Source organism: Mesorhizobium sp. M7A.F.Ca.CA.001.08.2.1, from assembly GCF_003998455.1.
Lineage (GTDB): Bacteria > Pseudomonadota > Alphaproteobacteria > Rhizobiales > Rhizobiaceae > Mesorhizobium > Mesorhizobium ciceri.
The window spans coordinates 12,464-29,215 of sequence record NZ_RZPW01000002.1; the positions used below are offsets into that span (position 1 = coordinate 12,464).

Annotated in this window: 12 protein-coding genes and 2 pseudogenes; 4 read left to right on the forward strand and 10 right to left on the reverse strand. The window is 56.7% G+C overall.

The genetic code is table 11. The features are described from left to right. Positions 1 to 29 precede the first annotated feature (29 nt). Positions 30 to 263, reverse strand: coding sequence for a helix-turn-helix domain-containing protein (locus EN914_RS00290; RefSeq protein ID WP_024505690.1), 234 nt, complete (start codon positions 261 to 263; stop codon positions 30 to 32). 116 nt (positions 264 to 379) lie between these two features. On the opposite strand from EN914_RS00290, the gene EN914_RS00295 reads away from it, so the two are divergent. Both EN914_RS00295 and proB read left to right on the forward strand, forming a co-directional pair. Continuing rightward, on the forward strand, positions 380 to 688 hold the full coding sequence (locus EN914_RS00295) for a DNA -binding domain-containing protein (RefSeq protein ID WP_024505691.1): 309 nt from the start codon (positions 380 to 382) through the stop codon (positions 686 to 688). A 615-nt stretch (positions 689 to 1,303) separates the two neighbouring features. Then, on the forward strand, positions 1,304 to 2,272 hold the full coding sequence (gene proB, locus EN914_RS00300; protein WP_245265427.1) for a glutamate 5-kinase: 969 nt from the start codon (positions 1,304 to 1,306) through the stop codon (positions 2,270 to 2,272). Between the two features lie 148 nt (positions 2,273 to 2,420). Here proB and EN914_RS00305 read toward each other — a convergent pair whose 3' ends face one another. Further along, on the reverse strand, positions 2,421 to 3,155 hold the full coding sequence (locus EN914_RS00305; protein WP_032899801.1) for a LuxR family transcriptional regulator: 735 nt from the start codon (positions 3,153 to 3,155) through the stop codon (positions 2,421 to 2,423). Between the two features lie 961 nt (positions 3,156 to 4,116). Between EN914_RS00305 and EN914_RS00310 the strand changes: the two genes are divergently transcribed. Then, positions 4,117 to 5,028, forward strand: coding sequence for a LysR substrate-binding domain-containing protein (locus EN914_RS00310; protein ID WP_024505695.1), 912 nt, complete (start codon positions 4,117 to 4,119; stop codon positions 5,026 to 5,028). Here EN914_RS00310 and EN914_RS00315 read toward each other — a convergent pair. The 4 genes and pseudogenes from EN914_RS00315 to EN914_RS00330 form a co-directional block, all read right to left on the reverse strand. After that, positions 5,025 to 5,474 carry an FAD-dependent oxidoreductase gene (locus EN914_RS00315; RefSeq protein ID WP_050580554.1) on the reverse strand — a complete coding sequence of 150 codons (450 nt, stop codon included), beginning with the start codon at positions 5,472 to 5,474 and terminating at the stop codon, positions 5,025 to 5,027. The genes EN914_RS00310 and EN914_RS00315 overlap by 4 nt on opposite strands. A gap of 14 nt (positions 5,475 to 5,488) precedes the next feature. After that, the gene (locus EN914_RS00320) at positions 5,489 to 6,337 is read right to left on the reverse strand and encodes an FAD-binding oxidoreductase (protein ID WP_050580555.1); all 849 of its coding nucleotides are present in this window, start codon (positions 6,335 to 6,337) and stop codon (positions 5,489 to 5,491) included. 12 nt (positions 6,338 to 6,349) lie between these two features. Then, positions 6,350 to 7,868, reverse strand: a pseudogene (locus EN914_RS00325) (aldehyde dehydrogenase). Next, positions 7,846 to 8,789, reverse strand: a pseudogene (locus tag EN914_RS00330) (dihydrodipicolinate synthase family protein). Before EN914_RS00330 ends, EN914_RS00325 begins: the two co-directional pseudogenes overlap by 23 nt. A gap of 220 nt (positions 8,790 to 9,009) precedes the next feature. On the opposite strand from EN914_RS00330, the gene EN914_RS00335 reads away from it, so the two are divergent. Beyond that, positions 9,010 to 10,005: an isopenicillin N synthase family oxygenase gene (locus EN914_RS00335; protein WP_127218540.1), complete on the forward strand. Its 996-nt coding sequence runs from the start codon at positions 9,010 to 9,012 to the stop codon at positions 10,003 to 10,005. Positions 10,006 to 10,874: 869 nt separating this feature from the next. Here the strand turns inward: EN914_RS00335 and EN914_RS00345 are convergent. The 4 genes from EN914_RS00345 to EN914_RS40085 all read right to left on the reverse strand — a co-directional run bounded on the left by EN914_RS00345 (position 10,875) and on the right by EN914_RS40085 (position 16,751). After that, complete coding sequence (locus tag EN914_RS00345; RefSeq protein ID WP_024505868.1) at positions 10,875 to 12,362, reverse strand: aldehyde dehydrogenase family protein; 1,488 nt, start codon at positions 12,360 to 12,362, stop codon at positions 10,875 to 10,877. Further along, entirely contained in the window at positions 12,355 to 13,731 is a 1,377-nt protein-coding gene (locus EN914_RS00350) for an aminotransferase (protein ID WP_024505867.1), read from the reverse strand. Before EN914_RS00350 ends, EN914_RS00345 begins: the two co-directional genes overlap by 8 nt. 64 nt (positions 13,732 to 13,795) lie before the next feature. Then, positions 13,796 to 15,463, reverse strand: coding sequence for a hydantoinase B/oxoprolinase family protein (locus EN914_RS00355; RefSeq protein ID WP_024505866.1), 1,668 nt, complete (start codon positions 15,461 to 15,463; stop codon positions 13,796 to 13,798). A gap of 1,012 nt (positions 15,464 to 16,475) precedes the next feature. Next, positions 16,476 to 16,751, reverse strand: coding sequence for an ABC transporter permease subunit (locus EN914_RS40085; RefSeq protein WP_024505865.1), 276 nt, complete (start codon positions 16,749 to 16,751; stop codon positions 16,476 to 16,478). Between the last annotated feature and the right edge of the window lies 1 nt (position 16,752).

Here is a 16,752-nt window from a genome sequence, read left to right on the forward strand (position 1 = left end):
CCGGCACGCGTGATGGGCGCGGGCGCCCCCTACGTCCGCAGGCTCAACAGAATCTCACACGGATCAGCGTCGAGGGCCGCAGTTACGTCGAGAAACTCAATGATATCGAGACGCCGCTCTCCACCCTCATATTTCGCCACGAAGGATTGCGGACGACCAAGCTTCTCAGCCACCTGCGCCTGCGTCAGTCCTTTGACCTTGCGCAGTGAGATCAACTGGGTCAGAAACCGCTGGTGGCGGGGAGATCGAAGAGATTTGGGCATTAAGGTGAACCGGTCAGGTGAAGACCGGCTCAGCGACTAATCCCCGTTTCGGATTATCCCATTTTGGGATATTCTGCCTTGGATCCAGCGATCAAGATGCGAGGTTCGCGGCAGACATGAATCGAACAACGGGAACAGATTGGACTGAAAGCTCAACACTGCTCGACGAGGTCCCTTGGTCAGACAGCCTCACGAGCTATGACAGGCAGCATTTCAAAATCTATCTGAGGATCCTCGACGCCTGCGCCGACAATGCTACCGTAGAAGAGATGGCCGATCTCATTCTCGGTATTGACCCGGCACTTGAACCGGGGCGCGCCCGCAAAGCTATTCACAGCCATATCGACCGGGCGAACTGGATGATTACGACCGGCTACAAGGAACTGTTCCGGGCTGACGAAAAGGGCAAGGCGTTAGCTTCTTGAGCAACGAACTGGCTACCGCCATTCATCGGCACATGGCCACGGCGCAGCGAACGCGGTCGCACAGATGATCGGGAGGACCTTTCCAGTCGGCGCCGACCCGCGGTTGGCCGACGCAATTTTCCGGTGGGAATTGCCCGCAGGCGAACCGTTGAGCGCCCGCAGGACGAAGCCGAGGCGGCGAGAGCGCTCTTCCAGCGAAACAGGGTTTGGCAGTTGCCTGTGCGTCCTTAGCGATCTCGCTGGATGATGCGACGACAACCCCGCAGTTCCTCGTAGCCTCGCTCCCCGCAGTAGTATGGTTGGGTATGGACAGAGCGCCGAACAGATTCGGGCCGCTGAATATCCGAATTGCAATCAACGGCGAGGCGCTATTCGACTTAGGCTGGGCACGCAACGTGCAGACCCCGAGTTTCGCTGCTCGATCGCCGCAGCAGTCTGATTTGACCAAATGAACTCATAGATTGGCAAGGCAACTGGCAGCTGACGCGGCAGCAAGGACACCATGCGCGCCTTTAATCATCGTGAACCCCCGGTTACAACGAATTTAAAGACTCTTCACGACCGAAATCACTGACAAGTGGTACGTTCCGCAGCAAGTCCTCGGCGGCTCCGAAAATGTTAGGTCATACAAAGAAGTTGAAATCTGATCATCCTGCAAGGCCGCACAGCCGCCTGTTTGGATACCAAGAGATTGAAAAAATGTCTTCCCTGCCATGGCAGCAACACCCAATCCAAAAGACTACAAGCGCGGGCCAATTGCGTTCAGCTCGCCGGATCATCGTGAAGATTGGCTCTGCACTGCTTGTCGATCCACAAACGAGAAAGCTGCGCGGCGCTTGGCTTGATTCGCTAATAGCCGATGTCGCCCGATTTTTCTCACGCGGGCAGCAAGTGATTCTCGTTACATCCGGCGCTGTCGCGCTTGGATCTTGTCAATTCGATGGGTTAGACAGACCTCTCAGAATTGAGGAGAAGCAATCGGCGGCGGCAATTGGTCAGGTTCGACTTATGCTTGCTTACGAACAGAGATTAAAGCGCCATGGTTTTGCGTCGGGGCAAATGTTGTTGACCAGCCAAGACATAGAGAACCAGAATCGCCGGCACAATGCATGGTCGACCCTTCAACAACTTCTCAAAATCGGGGCCGTACCCATCATCAACGAGAACGACACGACCGCAACGGCCGAGATCTGCTTTGGCGACAATGACCGGCTGGCGGCACGGGTCGCGCAGATGGTAAAAGCCGACCTTTTAATTTTGCTTTCTAACCTAGATGGCCTATTCACGGAAGACCCGCACGACAATCCGTTGGCTCGTCTCGTGACAGAAGTGCGGTGCATTACCCCCGAGATAGAGGCCATGGCGGGTCATTCTCTCACCCGCTATAGTTCGGGTGGCATGGTAACAAAGTTAATGGCAGCAAAGATAGCCATGGGCGCGGGATGCGGCATGGTCATTGCGAGAGGAACCGAACCTTACCCGCTCGCCGCCATCGAGAACGGTTCGCCATCGACGTCGTTTGTTCCGATCGCCAAAGATAAGCTATTCGCGGGGACCTTTGATGAACTCTGGCCGCCTGAATAACTCCAGCGACCGTCAATTCGCGGACGGGCTTGCAATGCTATCTGGCACAATGTTGCGCAAGGAATGAGCCTGCCATCGGAGGCTAGTGCACCTACTGAAGCGGCCTGTGCAAAGCATAGAGGAACCATGGTCGAAGCAGTTTACTAATCTAGAGAATTGAAGATCGTGAGGAGGCTAACAGCGCTACGGCCTGGTTTTTGGTGCGCACGCCGAGCTTATTCCTGGCATTATCCAGATGAAAAGCGACCGTGCGCGCCGTGATGCCCAAGATGCAGGCCGTATCCAAGGCGGACGTGCCGCGCGCCGCCCACCGCAGGCAATCATATTCACGTGGTGTCAGCAAAATGCCGTCAACCGTTCGATTGACAGAGAGTTTGCGGCGAATATGAATGTGAAAGCACATTGCCATGAGTTGGAGCGCCTGCTCATACCGCTCGGCGACGCGCAGTAAAGCGGACGGCTCACGCGCTGCAAAGGTCATCACAGCAACACGGCCTCTGCGATCGACAATCGGGATCGTCAATCCAGAGCAGATGCCGAACTCTGCCGCTTCAGCGAACAGCCTTTGCTGAACCTTCGATGTCTCAACGCCACGAAGGTCGCATTCCCATTGGAATGGACGTTCGGCAAGTCGCGCACGCATGATGACGGGATCGACTCTCTGATACTGGTTTCGCAGATAGTGCGCTGTCCAGGGACGCGGATAATTTGAGATCAACTTGGGCTCGCCGGAAGGTTGTGAGGGCAGGGATAGATACGCAAACGTGAGTAGATCAAATCTTGAGGCCGCGCTGGCCAAGGCATCCCGAAAATCTGTTTCGTCGACGCTCTCCGAGAGCCTTTCCAGAAATGTCTCGAATACAAGCGGCATATCCTTTGTCATTGTCCTGACTCAATTTCTCCACCTGTCTGTTGCGCGCCACGCCTACTGGAGGCCCGGTAAAGCGACCCGCTTAACCGCTGCCCGCATCTCTGCATGGGCCGCCTGACAGTCTTGCAGAATGGCGCAACGTCTGGATCTTCGCTCCGATGATCCCAATGGCTGGACCTTGGGACGGCTATCTCCGCGACGCTTGAGCATCTCTCAAAACGCAATTGTGCAATGAGAGAGCCCTCTCGGAGTGAAACGACACAGCGCCCCTGCATCAGTGGTGAGAAGTCATCCTGCGCCATTATGGTCAGCGGCATCTAAAGGAATCATCAGTCCAGAGGTTGCTGCGTCAACGTCGCTCCGCACAAAGAAGAGAATGACAGGCGCTCATCGCCTGGACGGAGTACTCGATCAAATCCTCGCAATGGTCCTTGCTCCTGAGGTCACCAGCTTTGGTCCAGACATTCTGTCCGGATAGATTTAGTTCTGCCTCAAGCCTGTCGAGTCCGGCCTGGTCGAGGTCGCTCGCAACCACACGAAAGCCCTTTCAACGAACTGCCTGGAGATAGCTCGCTCTATGCATCCCGCAGCGCCTGTTATCACCGCAGTTTTCTTATCAATGCCAGTCACGGCTCAAGTCAACCTTTGAGAAAAGTTCCCATCATAATCTCTGAAAGGCCGCCGAAGACTAGTGGGGCAGTCCTGCAAAAGTTTCACCTCCTTGTTGAGTTGTCAGTCAGCGGCATCGCCACGGATTGTGCTACGCTACAGCGGTGTCGGACTTTGATCGGGCAGCGTCGCAGATCGCGAAGCATGGTTCGAGCAGTTTTACTAAGCTGCGGCGCAGCTGGGTTGGAATTGCGGCCATAATCGGCCGTAACGCAGATTATCAGCTGCAACCCGATTTCCAAAAGTACCGAGTGGTTGATATATTTGTCGCCCGGCGCGATTGTCGAAGTATTTGGAGCTTGAGATGGTTCGCCGCTATTACGACCTGCCGTCCCTGACTGCTTTGGCTGTTTTTGAAGCGTCTGCCCGGCACCTGTCATTCAAATTGGCTGCTGCCGAACTGAACGTCACTCCCGGGGCTGTCAGCCGGCAGATCAAAGCGATCGAGGATGAGCTCGGTGTTCCGCTCTTCGCTCGGCTGGCAACCGGCGTGGCGCTGACAGGCGCCGGCGAAGACCTTTATGGCGCGTTGGCCAGCGGTTTTTCGCGGGCCGCAGATATCGTCCGAAATGTGAAGCACGGCGACCGGGCGAAGAACGTCACTCTCGCCTGCTCTGATGCGTTCGCGTCGATGTGGTTGATCCCACGGATGCCGGACTTCTGGACGCGAAATCAGGACATTGCCGTTGACCACCTGATTTCGGACAATCCTCGAGAATACCGGCGCGCCGAAGTCGAACTGCGTATCCGCTACGGGTTTGGATCGTGGTCGAATGAAGATGCTGAACTCCTTTTCGATGAAACAATCTACCCGGTATGCGGCCCTGGATTTGCAAGCAAGCATCGCGACGCAACAGCGGAGTCGTTGGCCGACCTTCCTTTGCTGCACGTTGACTGGGTGGATCCCGACTGGGCTGGCTGGGACGAGGTCTTGCGGCGCGCGGGAGTCTCGCATGGGCCGACCCGTGGTCGGCGCTTCGGCAAGTTCTTCGTGGCTCTCCAGGCCGCTCAAGCCGATCAAGGGGTGGCTGTTGGCTGGCACCGCCTTGTCAAGGCGCAGATCGAAGAAGGGAGACTCGTCAGACTGACGGATCTCGAGTTGCCCGCCCCTGGTAGCTATTATCTCACCTGGTTTGAAAATCGCACACTGTCCCCTACCGCGCAGAGCCTCCGTAGCTGGATCCGGGAAACGGCGGCGCAAGAACGAGAAAGCTAGAGCTCTCTGCCGGCCCGCTTCTGCATCGCCCACAGCTTCAACGGCACTCCGATCGACATCAGCGGTTCTGGATACAGCCGAACTGGGGTTGGCTCGCTCAGGGCGTCTGCAACCATCGGCTCGTTGCTACCGGCGGCAAGATCGGCAGCCAGCATCCCATAGAGGGTAGCTTGCACCGTTCCAAGGCCATTGCAGCATCCGGCTACGAAGACCCTATCCTCAATTTCGCCGAATGCGGGCGCTGAATTGAGGGAGAGACACAAGTGGCCTCCCCAGCGAAATTCCATCGGTATTTCACCCAGCATAGGGAAGCGCGCCTGGAACGATCGGTCGTGCGCAGCGCCGATCCGACGGATCTGCTTCTCACTGGTGGACATATCCGGATTATAGGTAAAGGTGTTGCGGACGAGGATCCGGTTGCCGATCCTCCGGATAGTTGATCCCATCGGATCAGCCGGGATCAGGTCGGTTGACCGCCCAGAAGCGCCTGTTCGGTCCTGGAGAGCGGCCTTGTCATGCTGGCGTAGGTGAACACATGGAGCAGGCGTTTCCTGAAGAAGCCAAAGCTTTCAAGATGACCGTTGACCGTCAGTATCAGCCGCGGCGCGGTGATCTCGCCCCCGGCCGTCCTCACGTTATGCATTTTGCCGGTCTGCAGAGATATGACCGGCGAATTCTCGAATATATGGAGACCGCGGGTTAACCCTTGGGCGAGGCCGCGGATGAAGCCGGCCGGCTGTGCCATTACTGTTCCCGGCGTAAAGGTACCTCCGGCGAAGAAGTCGGTTCCGGTGATTTCCTTCAGCTGCAGCGCGTCGAGCCGCTCGAATGGCTCGCCTAATCCCGTCAGGTGCTCCTCGAACCCGCGTAGGGCAGAGAGACCGTGGCCGGTTGCCGCCCCATGAAATTTGCCGGCCCGAACAAAGAACTTCTGCAGACCGTACTCGTCTGCGGATGAAGCAGAGAATTCGATCGCGGCCCGGTTCAGGCGGATGCGCCGGCGGTCGCGGTCCTGGCTTCCGCCGTAGTGCTCACTGCCGAGTTCGTGCGGAAGATCGATCATGAAGCCGGAGTTGCGCCCGGCAGCACCCCAACCGATGCGTTGGGCGTCGACGACCGCAATGCGCTCGTCCGGCACCAGTTGGGACAGACGCCGCGCGGCCGCCAGACCAGCAAAGCCGGCTCCGACAATGAGCCAGTCTGCCTTGTGACGGTCGCGCAGCACCTCCGGTGCCTTGGGAGGCGGCAGAATACCGTACCAGCCGGACAGGGACGTGTCCGCAGGCGTGCGGGCAGCCGCGTGGTCCATCTTTGCGATCGGCTAGTCTACCGAACGCGAGACCTCAGGATCGGAAATATCCGTCCAGATGGTCTTGAGTTCGGTATACTGGTCGTGGGCATGCAACGACTTGTCCCGTCCCCCGAAGCCCGAAAGCTTGAAGCCGCCGAAGGGCGTCGAGATGTCTCCTTCCCCATAGCAGTTGATGGTCACCGTTCCGGCGCGGATGTCTCGCGCGATACGATGTGCCTTGCCAAGATTGGCTGTGAAGATCGAGGCTGCAAGTCCATATTGCGTGTCATTTGCTACCCGGACTGCTTCATCAGCGTTGGTAACCTTAATGACGGAAAGCACCGGTCCAAAAATTTCTTCCCGTGCAATTGTCATTTTGGGGGTAACATCGTCGAACACGGTGGGCTCGATGAAAAAGCCTTTCCCGTACCTGTGGGCGTTCCCGCCCGTGACCATCCTGGCGCCTTCCGCCCGCCCCTTCGTGATGTAGGCCATAATTCGGTCGAACTGCTCCTTCGAGACAATGGCACCGAGCCGGTTGGCTGGGTTCAGCGGTTCCCCCAGAGGCCATTCCCTGAGCTTGTGCAGGACCGTTTCCACCAAGCGGTCTTTGATCTTCTCGTGAACGATGAGGCGCGAATTGGACGAGCAGTTCTCGCCCATGTTCGAGAAGACCGCCTGGGTGACATGCTGTGCTACGACATCGAGGTTCTCGGCATCATCCAGAACGATGCAGGGGTTCTTCCCGCCGCATTCGAGCACGATGCGCTTGAGATTGGACCTGGCGGAATATTCCAGGAACTTCCGGCCGACATCGGTCGAACCAGTGAAGGCGACCATGTCGACGTCGGGATGCAGGCCGAGTGCCTTGCCGGTGATCTCGCCGGGACCGGTTACAATCTGGAGGACGCCCGCGGGGATCCCCGCCTCATGCGCCAGTTCGGCAATGCGCAAAGTTGACATGTTGGTCTGCTCGGCCGGCTTGACGATTACGGAGTTGCCGCTCGCAAGAGCTGGCCCGATCTTCCATGCCAGTATCAGGATAGGGAAATTCCAGGGCAGAACGCAAGCGACCACGCCGAGCGGCTGGCGTACGATCATCGATACGACATCATCACCGGAAGGCGACGTCTGGCCGTAGAGCTTGTCGGTGGCTTCGGCGTGCCATTCCAGGCAGTGCAGGGCTGTCTATGGTTTCGACGTCATAGATCGGCTTGCCGCTTTCAAGCGTCTCAAGCACTGCAAGCTCATGGGCGTCTCGCTCCATCAGTTTTACTAGCCGCCGCAGAACGCGCTTGCGCTCGCTCGGATGCGCACGCGACCAGACGCCCGATTCAAACGCCAGTGGTGCTTTTTCGACAGCGAGATCGACGTCGGGCTGGCCGCAGGAAGCGATCCTGGCGATGACCTGCCCCGTGGCGGGATTGATGGTTTCGAATGTATCCCCAGATTGTGCTGCCCGCGCCGTGCCGTCGATCGCTGCGTTAGTAGGCAGTGGCAAGCTGTCCGCCAAGTTCTGGTACTCATCACGCGTTAATAGCGATGACATTCTCGGAAGCCCTCTTTTGGGATTTTGTAGTGATCGACGCGATGACTGCTTTAAGGGTGCGGATCGTCGACTCGAGTTCCCGCTTTTGTTGGTCGTCGAGTGCCCGCATAGGTCGGCGCACCGGCCCAGCCGGCAATCCAGCCAATTCGCACGCGAACTTGATGCTTTGGACGAACTTGCCGCCCTGTTCGAGAAGCCTCATCAGAGGTAGAAGGGCCGACATGATCTGCCGGCCCTTGGTGAAATCCTTCTCAATAACGCACGCTTCGTACAACGCGAGGTGCTCAGCCGGCAGGCAGTTGCCCGCTCCGCAGACCCAACCCTTGGCGCCCCAGGCGAAGAATTCGAGCGCCTGATCGTCCATCCCGCAGAACAGGTCGATATGCGGATAGTCACGAGCCAGGGCGTGCAGCTGATTCATGCTGCCGCTCGACTCCTTGATTGCACAGAAATTGGAGCTGCGACCGACGCGGTCCAGGAACTCGAAATCCATCATCGTGCCGGTCCGTCCGGGATAGTTGTAGAGCATCACCGGCAGATCGGCGGCCTTGTCAATTGCAAGGGCATGATTGGCAAGTTCGAGCTGCGTGGGGACAGCGTAGTAGGGCGAACCTATCAGGATGCCGTCGTACTTCAGGTCCTTTGCAACCAGCCATATTCGATGCAGTCTTCCGTGCGGATCGCGCCGACGCCAGCAATCAGGGGCAATTCCCCCTTCACCATGCTCCTTGCAAGTTTTAGCAGGACGACACGCTCATCGCGTGACTGGGCGTAGTACTCGCCTGTCGTGCCACCGACAAGGATCCCGTGGACGCCAGTCGCGACGAGATGCTCGACCATTACGCAGAAGCCGTCACGGTCGATAGATCCGTCCGCATTAAAGGGCGTTGTGACGGGCGGAATAACGCCTTTGAACGACATGAGCCTAGCTCCAGTTCGGCTATGGGCTCATCTTATATGCAAAGCCAAATGGTCTAGCAGCCGAAATAAAGTCATTTGGCAAGTTACTTTTTTGCGCGACCCCCGCTCTGGAAAGTCATGCTACCGCTGACTTCAGCTGGCTCACCGCGTTTGCCGTATTTGCCAGAAAACGGCGCGCTCTTCCCCTGCATTGGAATTCACAAACAGATGAGGTATGTTCATGTCCGTAGATCTCGTTGCCAGACTGGACGACAAGCTGCGTGCGAAGCGCGAAAGCTTTGACAAGATTCCGGTGGTCGATATCGCGCCCCTTCTCGATGGCAGCAATAAGCAGGCAGTGGCCAAGCAGATACGTTGGGCGCTGTCGAACACTGGTTTCATGTACGTCAAGAACCATGGCATTCCTCACGAGTTCGTCGATTCGGTGTTCGACGTGAGTCGCCGGTTTTTTGATTTGCCTATGCCGCAGAAGATGGAACTGCACGTAAGCAAATCGGATGTTGCGCTGCGCGGATACATCGAGCCATTCGGGGAAAACACCGATCCAGGCAAGACGAAAGACCTCAAAGAATGCTTTGACATCGGCCCTGAGCGTCCGAGCCTGGAAGGTCCGTTTTTTGGTCCCAACCAGTGGCCCTCAACCCTGCCCGAGTTTTCCGAGCTGACATACGCATACCATCAGAAAATGGTCATCCTCGCGAAAACACTGTTGAAGGGCATCGCTCTCAGTCTGGACTTGCAGGAAAATCATTTCGAGAAACTGATGCGCAACCCGATCAGTATCCAGCGCCTTCTCCACTACCCTCCGCAGGGTGGCTATGTCGGGGAAAACATCATCGGTATCGGTGCGCACACGGACTATGGCAATCTGACCATCCTGGCACAGGACGACGTGGGCGGTCTTCAGGTCATGAATCGGGAAGGCGACTGGGTGGAGGGCACGCCTATCCACGGCACCTTCGTCATCAACATTGGCGACCTGATCCAGCGGCTCACCAATGACCTCTATCTGGCCAACATGCACCGCGTGGTTAACACCTCTGGGCGCGAGCGGTACTCGATCCCATTCTTTATTGATGCTGATTTCAATTCAGTCATCGAGCCGCTGGCGTCTTGCGTCACGGACAGCAACCCGCGTCGCTATAAGCTGGTGACGTGTGGGGAGCACAAATTCGGCCGTTTTGCAGCAAGTTACGCTCATTTGGCCAAGGCATGACGAGGGGGCACGTGAGACTGCCAGGAGGAAGTCGACGAGCATGAAAGCAGCCACTCTGCCTCCCTCGCCGCGAAGCCAGGCGAGCGTTGGTGTCAGGATAGATAAAAGGGCAATGAAATCCGGTCAGTCTGACCACTTCGCAAAGGTTCGGCGTGCTCCTGAGGAGGCGGTCGACGCTGGCGGGTAGGCTCGGCACCGACATCCAGCGCTCGCGTGGGGAGTTCCTCCTGCAGCGGCAGCGAAGAAGCCATGGTAAGGCCTGGCGGCGTGCCGCCGCTGGATGGATACCGGTCACGCGCTTCAGCATCTTCGGCTGGCTGAGATGGCGCTTATCGCTTCGGCTCCCCGATCGATACCGCTCGACAATTGCTTCCACCAATTCCGACCGTGTCGCCATGCTGATCCGCCTTGCCATCCATCCTCCGAATCGGGATGACAACACCTGACCATCCCATTCGGAACAGCGACACTATTGGTAACATTTTGCTTGAGGCAATGCGGGGTCAGTTTCTCAACTCGCCCGACACTAGAGGGGCGGCGTGCGGCGCGATCGGTCGGCCACAACGCTGCCGCCAAACGTTGGGCAAAGATTCGTCGACGGCATAACGACGCATTGGGACAACCCGCTGAGCGACGAGCAGACCGAACCTTCAGCCCAGCACGGGGAATATCCGATACTCGTCGAAGATGGCGGCTGTGGATCCGGCGCGACGCCCCGGTGGCAAAGAGGAGAAAGACCCGCGCCCGCGCCCTGCTCTCGGCGTTGGCCTCGACGGTCAATCCCGCCGGTCAAGAACGGCAACGCAACTTGCTGGACCATGGAGCTGATCCCCTCTGAAAAGAGCCAGATCCAAATCATTAGAACTGAGTCAGATCGCAGTATTGACGAGCTTATAGTGAAGGAACGTATCAAGCCCTCTGCGCCCACCCTCGTATCCGTAGCCGCTTTCTTTCACTCCGCAAAACGGCGTTAGTTCCGTCACTGTGGCGGTCGTGTTGATGAACACGCCACCCACTTCCAAACTAATAGTCAGACGTTCGATGCGTTCGCGTGATTGCGTATAGATGTAGGCGGCTAGCCCATACGGCAAGGCGTTCGCCATACGCACCGCTTCCATCTCATTCTTGAACCCATTAATCGGCGCGAGTGGCGCGAAATATTCATTGCGCATAATAACGCTTTCAGCCATCGCTTCGCACAGTACTGTCGGTTCAAAGAAATAACCCGCCCCCTTGACCCTGTTGCCACCGGTAACGATCTGAGCTCCACGGGCTATTGCGTCTTCGACCACCCCGACTGTCGCATCAATTCTACGAGAATGCGCGAGTGGACCGATATCCGTATTGGGATCCAGCCCCTTTCCAACCTTTAAGCTCTTAACTTTGCACAAGAATGCATCCACGAAACTGTTATAAGCTGGCATTTCGATGAAGAAACGGCTGGGCGCGGTGCAGACCTGGCCGGCGTTCGCAAATTTGGCTGCGGCAAGTTCAGTTGCTGCTGCCTCTATATCGGCATCTGCGAAGACAAGTGCGGCTGAGTGCCCGCCCAATTCCATGCTTGCGGGTTTCATTCCCTCCGCCGCCAGTCGCGCAAGAGCTTTACCAACAGGGATCGAGCCAGTGAGCGAGATTTTTCGAACGACCGGCGATGCGATCAATTGTTTCGAAATCTCAGCGGGATTGCCAAAGACCAGATTCAGATACCCCTCGGGCAACCCGGCTTCCTGAAGGGCCCGTACGAGCTCTATTGCTGCCGCAGGCGTTTCCTCTGCCGCCTTCAAGATAACGGGACAGCCAGCAGCTATAGCCATCGCCAGCTTACGCCCCGGCAGCACCAGAGGAAAATTCCAAGCGGTAAAGGCTGCAACCACACCGATCGGCACCGGTTTCGACGAACGTCTGATTGCGTGTCGGTTATCCCCGAGATCAGCATCGCACAATTCCAGCGCCAAATGAGCATAATATCGAAACAGCTCGACGACCCGGCCGACCTCGGCCCGGGCCTGACCCAACGGCTTGCCCTGCTCTAGAACTATACGCAAGGAAATCGTGGCTTCCCTTTCCGCAAGGATATCGGCCGCTCGGGCCAATACTTCCTGCCGGTTCTCAGGCAAGAATCGGCGCGAGGACCCAAACGCGCGCTCAGCCGAATGCAGCGCCCTTTCCAGCAATTGGGGAGTGGCCGAAGGCAGAAGACCTAACACTGTCTCGTCAGCTGGGTTTATCACTTCCTTGGGCGCCGCCGAGCTGGACTCGATAAATTCACCATCGATGAATATCCCGAGCGTCGGGTAGTCTGAATTTGCTCCCGCAATCATCGAGTTATGCTGGCCTGTCACCTCGGTGCTACGCATTGGCTTTTGCCATTTGCCAAGTTTCGGCTAAGGCCAACTCAAACCGTCGGAACATCTCGTCTATTTCCGGTTCCGAGATGATCAGCGGAGGGCAAAAAGCGATGATGTCGCCCATATTCCTGATGATCAGTCCATGGTTCTGGCACTTCTGGCTACAGAATGAGCCCACTTTCAGTAACTTATCGAACTGCGCCTTAGTGGCTGGGTCAGACGAAAATTCAATCCCGCCGAGCAGACCGACCCGTCGAATATCCCCAACCATGGGATGGCCGGCGAAGGAATCAATGCGCTGCGCAAAATGTTTTCCGACAGACTGCACGTGCTGGAAAATCGAGCGTTCTTCATAAATTTCCAGTGTCCGGAGCGCAACTGCCGCGGATACCGGATGACCCGAATAGGTAAAGCCGTGGGCGAATGCGTCATATTTCTCACTTCCGCTTATAAGCGGTTCCCAGATAGTCGGCGCCACAATTGCAGCCGAGATCGGCAGATAGGCGGAGGACAGGGCCTTGGCGACTGTGATAACATCTGGCTGCAGATGGTAGGTATCGGAGGCAAATGCGCGCCCGGTGCGCCCGAAGCCGCAAATAACCTCGTCCGCCACGAATAGAATCTGATTTTCCTTCAGGATTTTCTGAACTCTATCGAAATAGCCTGCTGGCGGCGGCACCACACCGCCGCCAGCTATTACCGGATCGGCGTAGAATGCTGCAATTGTGCCCGCGCCCTCGTGCTCGATCAACTTTCTAAGATCGTCCGCGCAGCGCTCGGAAAACTGCTCTTCGCTTTCGCCAGGCAGGCCCTCGCGATAGTAATCTGGGCACATGCATTTAAAAAACCGGTCCAACGGCAGGTCAAAGCCGTCGTGACAAGTTCCCAAACCGGTCATGGAAGCGGTCGCAAGCGTGACGCCGTGATAGCTGCGCATACGCGTAATGATTTTCTTCTTCTCGGGACGACCCAGAATATTGTTGGTGTACCAGATCAGCTTGATTACCGTGTCGTTGATTTCAGAGCCGGAATTGGCAAAAAAAACACGCCCGTCAGATATGGGAACCATATCCTTCAAGCGATTGGCGAGTTCGATCATTGGTCGAGTGGCCATGCCGTTGAAGCTGTGATAGGTCGGTAACGCATCGAACTGCTTGGCAGCCGCGGCCGCAAGTTCGGGTTCGCTGAAGCCAAGCGCAGTGCTCCAAAGACCAGCCAGCCCTTCAATATAGCTCTTGCCATTCTCGTCGATGACGTGGATGCCGTCACCACGCTCAATTACCAACGGGCCAGTGCGCTGATGGTTGGCAAGATTTGTGTATGGATGGATCAGCGCGTGCTTGTCCAGATCCACAAGCGACCTGTTTTTATCGTGCATCTTTTCTCCTAAATTCCCGGCTGAGCGAGAGTTTCCCGACTACAAATACGAACGAACTCTTCGATCAGCGGTTCAGTTCGTAGCCGTAATCTTGAATTGCGCCTTCCACGGTAATAAAACCGTCCGCGATGTCGTCTTCGACTGCTTTTCTATCGCGTTGCGAAGCGTAACCGTACCCGCCGCCCCCGCCGGATCGGCAAATAATCAAATCGCCTGACTTCAGCTTGATGCCATTGGCTTTCAGGCGGCTGATCTCTCCTGCTTCGGAAGATTTCACGATTACTGATGGCGGACGTCCATGCATCCCGCCGAGGAGGCCCCAAGCAGGGGTAACAGACCTTTCCCACCAGAAGCCGGCAGAGCAATTGTCGGACAGCATCTCATACGTCTTGTTTATGCCGCAGCCGCCACGCCATTGTCCGGCGCCGCCGGAATCTGGGCGGAGGCAATACTCCCTTATCCTGAGCGGATAGCGCGTTTCGCAAACTTCTATGGGAATGTCCCTCAGGCCGCCATTCACTTTGTTGATCAGCCCCGAGATCCCATCATGGCCACGGAACGCCCCCCAGCCTCCGACATGGCACTCGAAATCGATAAAAATCCCTCCGCTACGGGGATCCATGCCCGACATGATCACCGGATTTGAATCGCCATAATCAGCAGCTGTAACGTGGTCTGGCATCCCATCGGCCAGTGCCTTGGCGAGGAGGTCGATTTGCAACCCCAGGGAACTAAAGTACCAGTTTGCGGGTGCGGGACAGGTACAGGCGAGAAACGATCCTTCGCGCAGTCTTACTGACAGCGATCGAAACGAGCCACCGTTAACCGGCTTGTCGGATGCGAACAGATATTTGAATCCGACTCGACATGCTGAGATTGTCTGGGAAGCCCCGCTGTTGATCGGGCCAGGCGCCTGATCACTCGCCTCGGTTACATCGATTTCGATATCGCTACCCTTTACAGTAACTCGCATTTTCACCTGAAGCGGGCCGTTCCCCAATCCGTCATCGTCGACAAAGCCTTCCGCCGAGTATTCTCCATCCGGAATCGCTGCGATGGCTGCCCGTTCAAAGCTTTCGGTTTGATCGAAGATGACTTTCTTTGCCTCGTTAACAACTTCAACTTCATATTTGTCGAGGAGTTCGATGACGCGGCGAGACCCGACGTTCGCAGCCGCGATCTGCGCCTTGAGATCGCCGATTACTCCCTTGGGTAATCGGGTGTTGGCCTCGATCACGTCGACCACGTCGTGATTGATTTCACCTCCTATTGCCACTCGGGTGGGCGGAAGGCGTAGGCCCTCTTGGAATATCTCCGTTGAATCGAACGACTGTCCCGGATCCTTGCCGCCAATGTCCAGCCAATGGGCTCGGGATACGGCGAAGCCAAAGAGCTCGCCCCTGAAAAAGATCGGTGCATATACAGAGACGTCATTGAGATGGGTTCCAACCACGTAAGTGTCGTTCAGTGCCCAGATGTCGCCTTCGCGCCAAATGTGCCTGCCGAATTTGCGCTCCGTATATTCCGAACAGATTTCCAAATTGCCGAGAAATATCGGCAGGCCCGACGATTGGCCGAGAACCTTGTGGTCGCGGTCCAGGATCGCAACAGCGCAATCCTTCATCTCATAGATGATCGGCGTGAATGCGGAGCGGATCAGCATCGCGTTCATTTCTTCCGCGGCGGATATCAATCCATTCCTGACGATCTCAACGGTGATGGGGTTCAACATTTTTCATCCCTTTGCCCAACTCTGATGCTCATGACCCATCGCCCTTCGAGTTCCACAAATCAGCTTCAATCCGCTGCGCGCTTCGGACGCTCGAGGCTCGCCGGCGCCGAGAGCGAGGTCTACCCGAGCTATAGGTCGGCAGCGTATCCAGTTTTGGCCTAAGCAAAGATCCCCATAACTTCCAGATCCACGCCAACATAGCCGTCACCGAAAGGCTCGCTAATATCAAAATTTTGGTAGCCACGGTGAAATTGATATGAGCCACGCCGCACCAGCTCTGGTCTTGTAACGTTACCTTGAACCTGTGGCGCTTCTCGATGAGGGCGCCCGGCTATTATCTCAACTACTGACAGGCGTGGAGCACCAAAAACTTTTGTTGACGAACGGTGATCACAATATCGCCGGTCCCCTGTCGGTGGTCTATCATTCGAAGAAGTACCCTTCGAAAATCCTGCTTCCCATCACACCGGGGGCAGTACCCCAAGCGCCCGCGCCTGACCCCCTCGCGTTGCGAGGCCAGCCTTCTCGGAAGCAAACTGAGTTGTGCCCGGAGGACTACCGGTTCGGTAAGCTTTAGCCCATACTGGCCAGGGCCGGTGGCTGAGCTTCGCGAGATAATGAGACCCGTGCGCGGGTGTCTAGACGAGCGTGTTGATCTGTAGTTCTGTCAATCGATACAATGGATTGAGGGATGGGATGTCACGCGATGTCACGTCGGCGCATTGGCCAAGAAAAGTTTGGCCGTTGCTCGCGGCCAGCATTCGCCTTCGGATGGGCTTATCACGCCGAGTCCAGCTTTGCCGCTTGGATTCAAGTTCCTTCATATGCGCGGGTATAGGTCCGCATAGATGTTTCCCGGCTTCCGGCACGCACTGCCATCAGGGTTCTGGAGGATAACCACGACTCCGTCCCAAATCAGGTTCCCCAACTCGGGTTCGCGCGGCTGAATGCCCATGCTCAAAAAGCTGAGGCTTCCTTCGTCTCTTTGCTCCCGCAATGGTCAAGCTGCTCATCACGATGATCGGTCCGAGGACATTCGGAAGGATGTGCGACGCATGGTGCGTGCGTCGGTCGCGCCAAACGACCTACTCGCAGTCACGAAATCGCGGTTGCTGACCACCATGACGGCGCTGCGCGTCAATCGGCCAAAGACCGGCACATACGAAATGCCGATCATAAAGACCAGCGTTAACATCCCCGGACCAACGAGTGTTACCAACATCAGGGCGAGCAGCAGAGACAGAAAAGAAAGCATGATGTCGATTAGCCGGCAGTTGGATAGAGCCAAT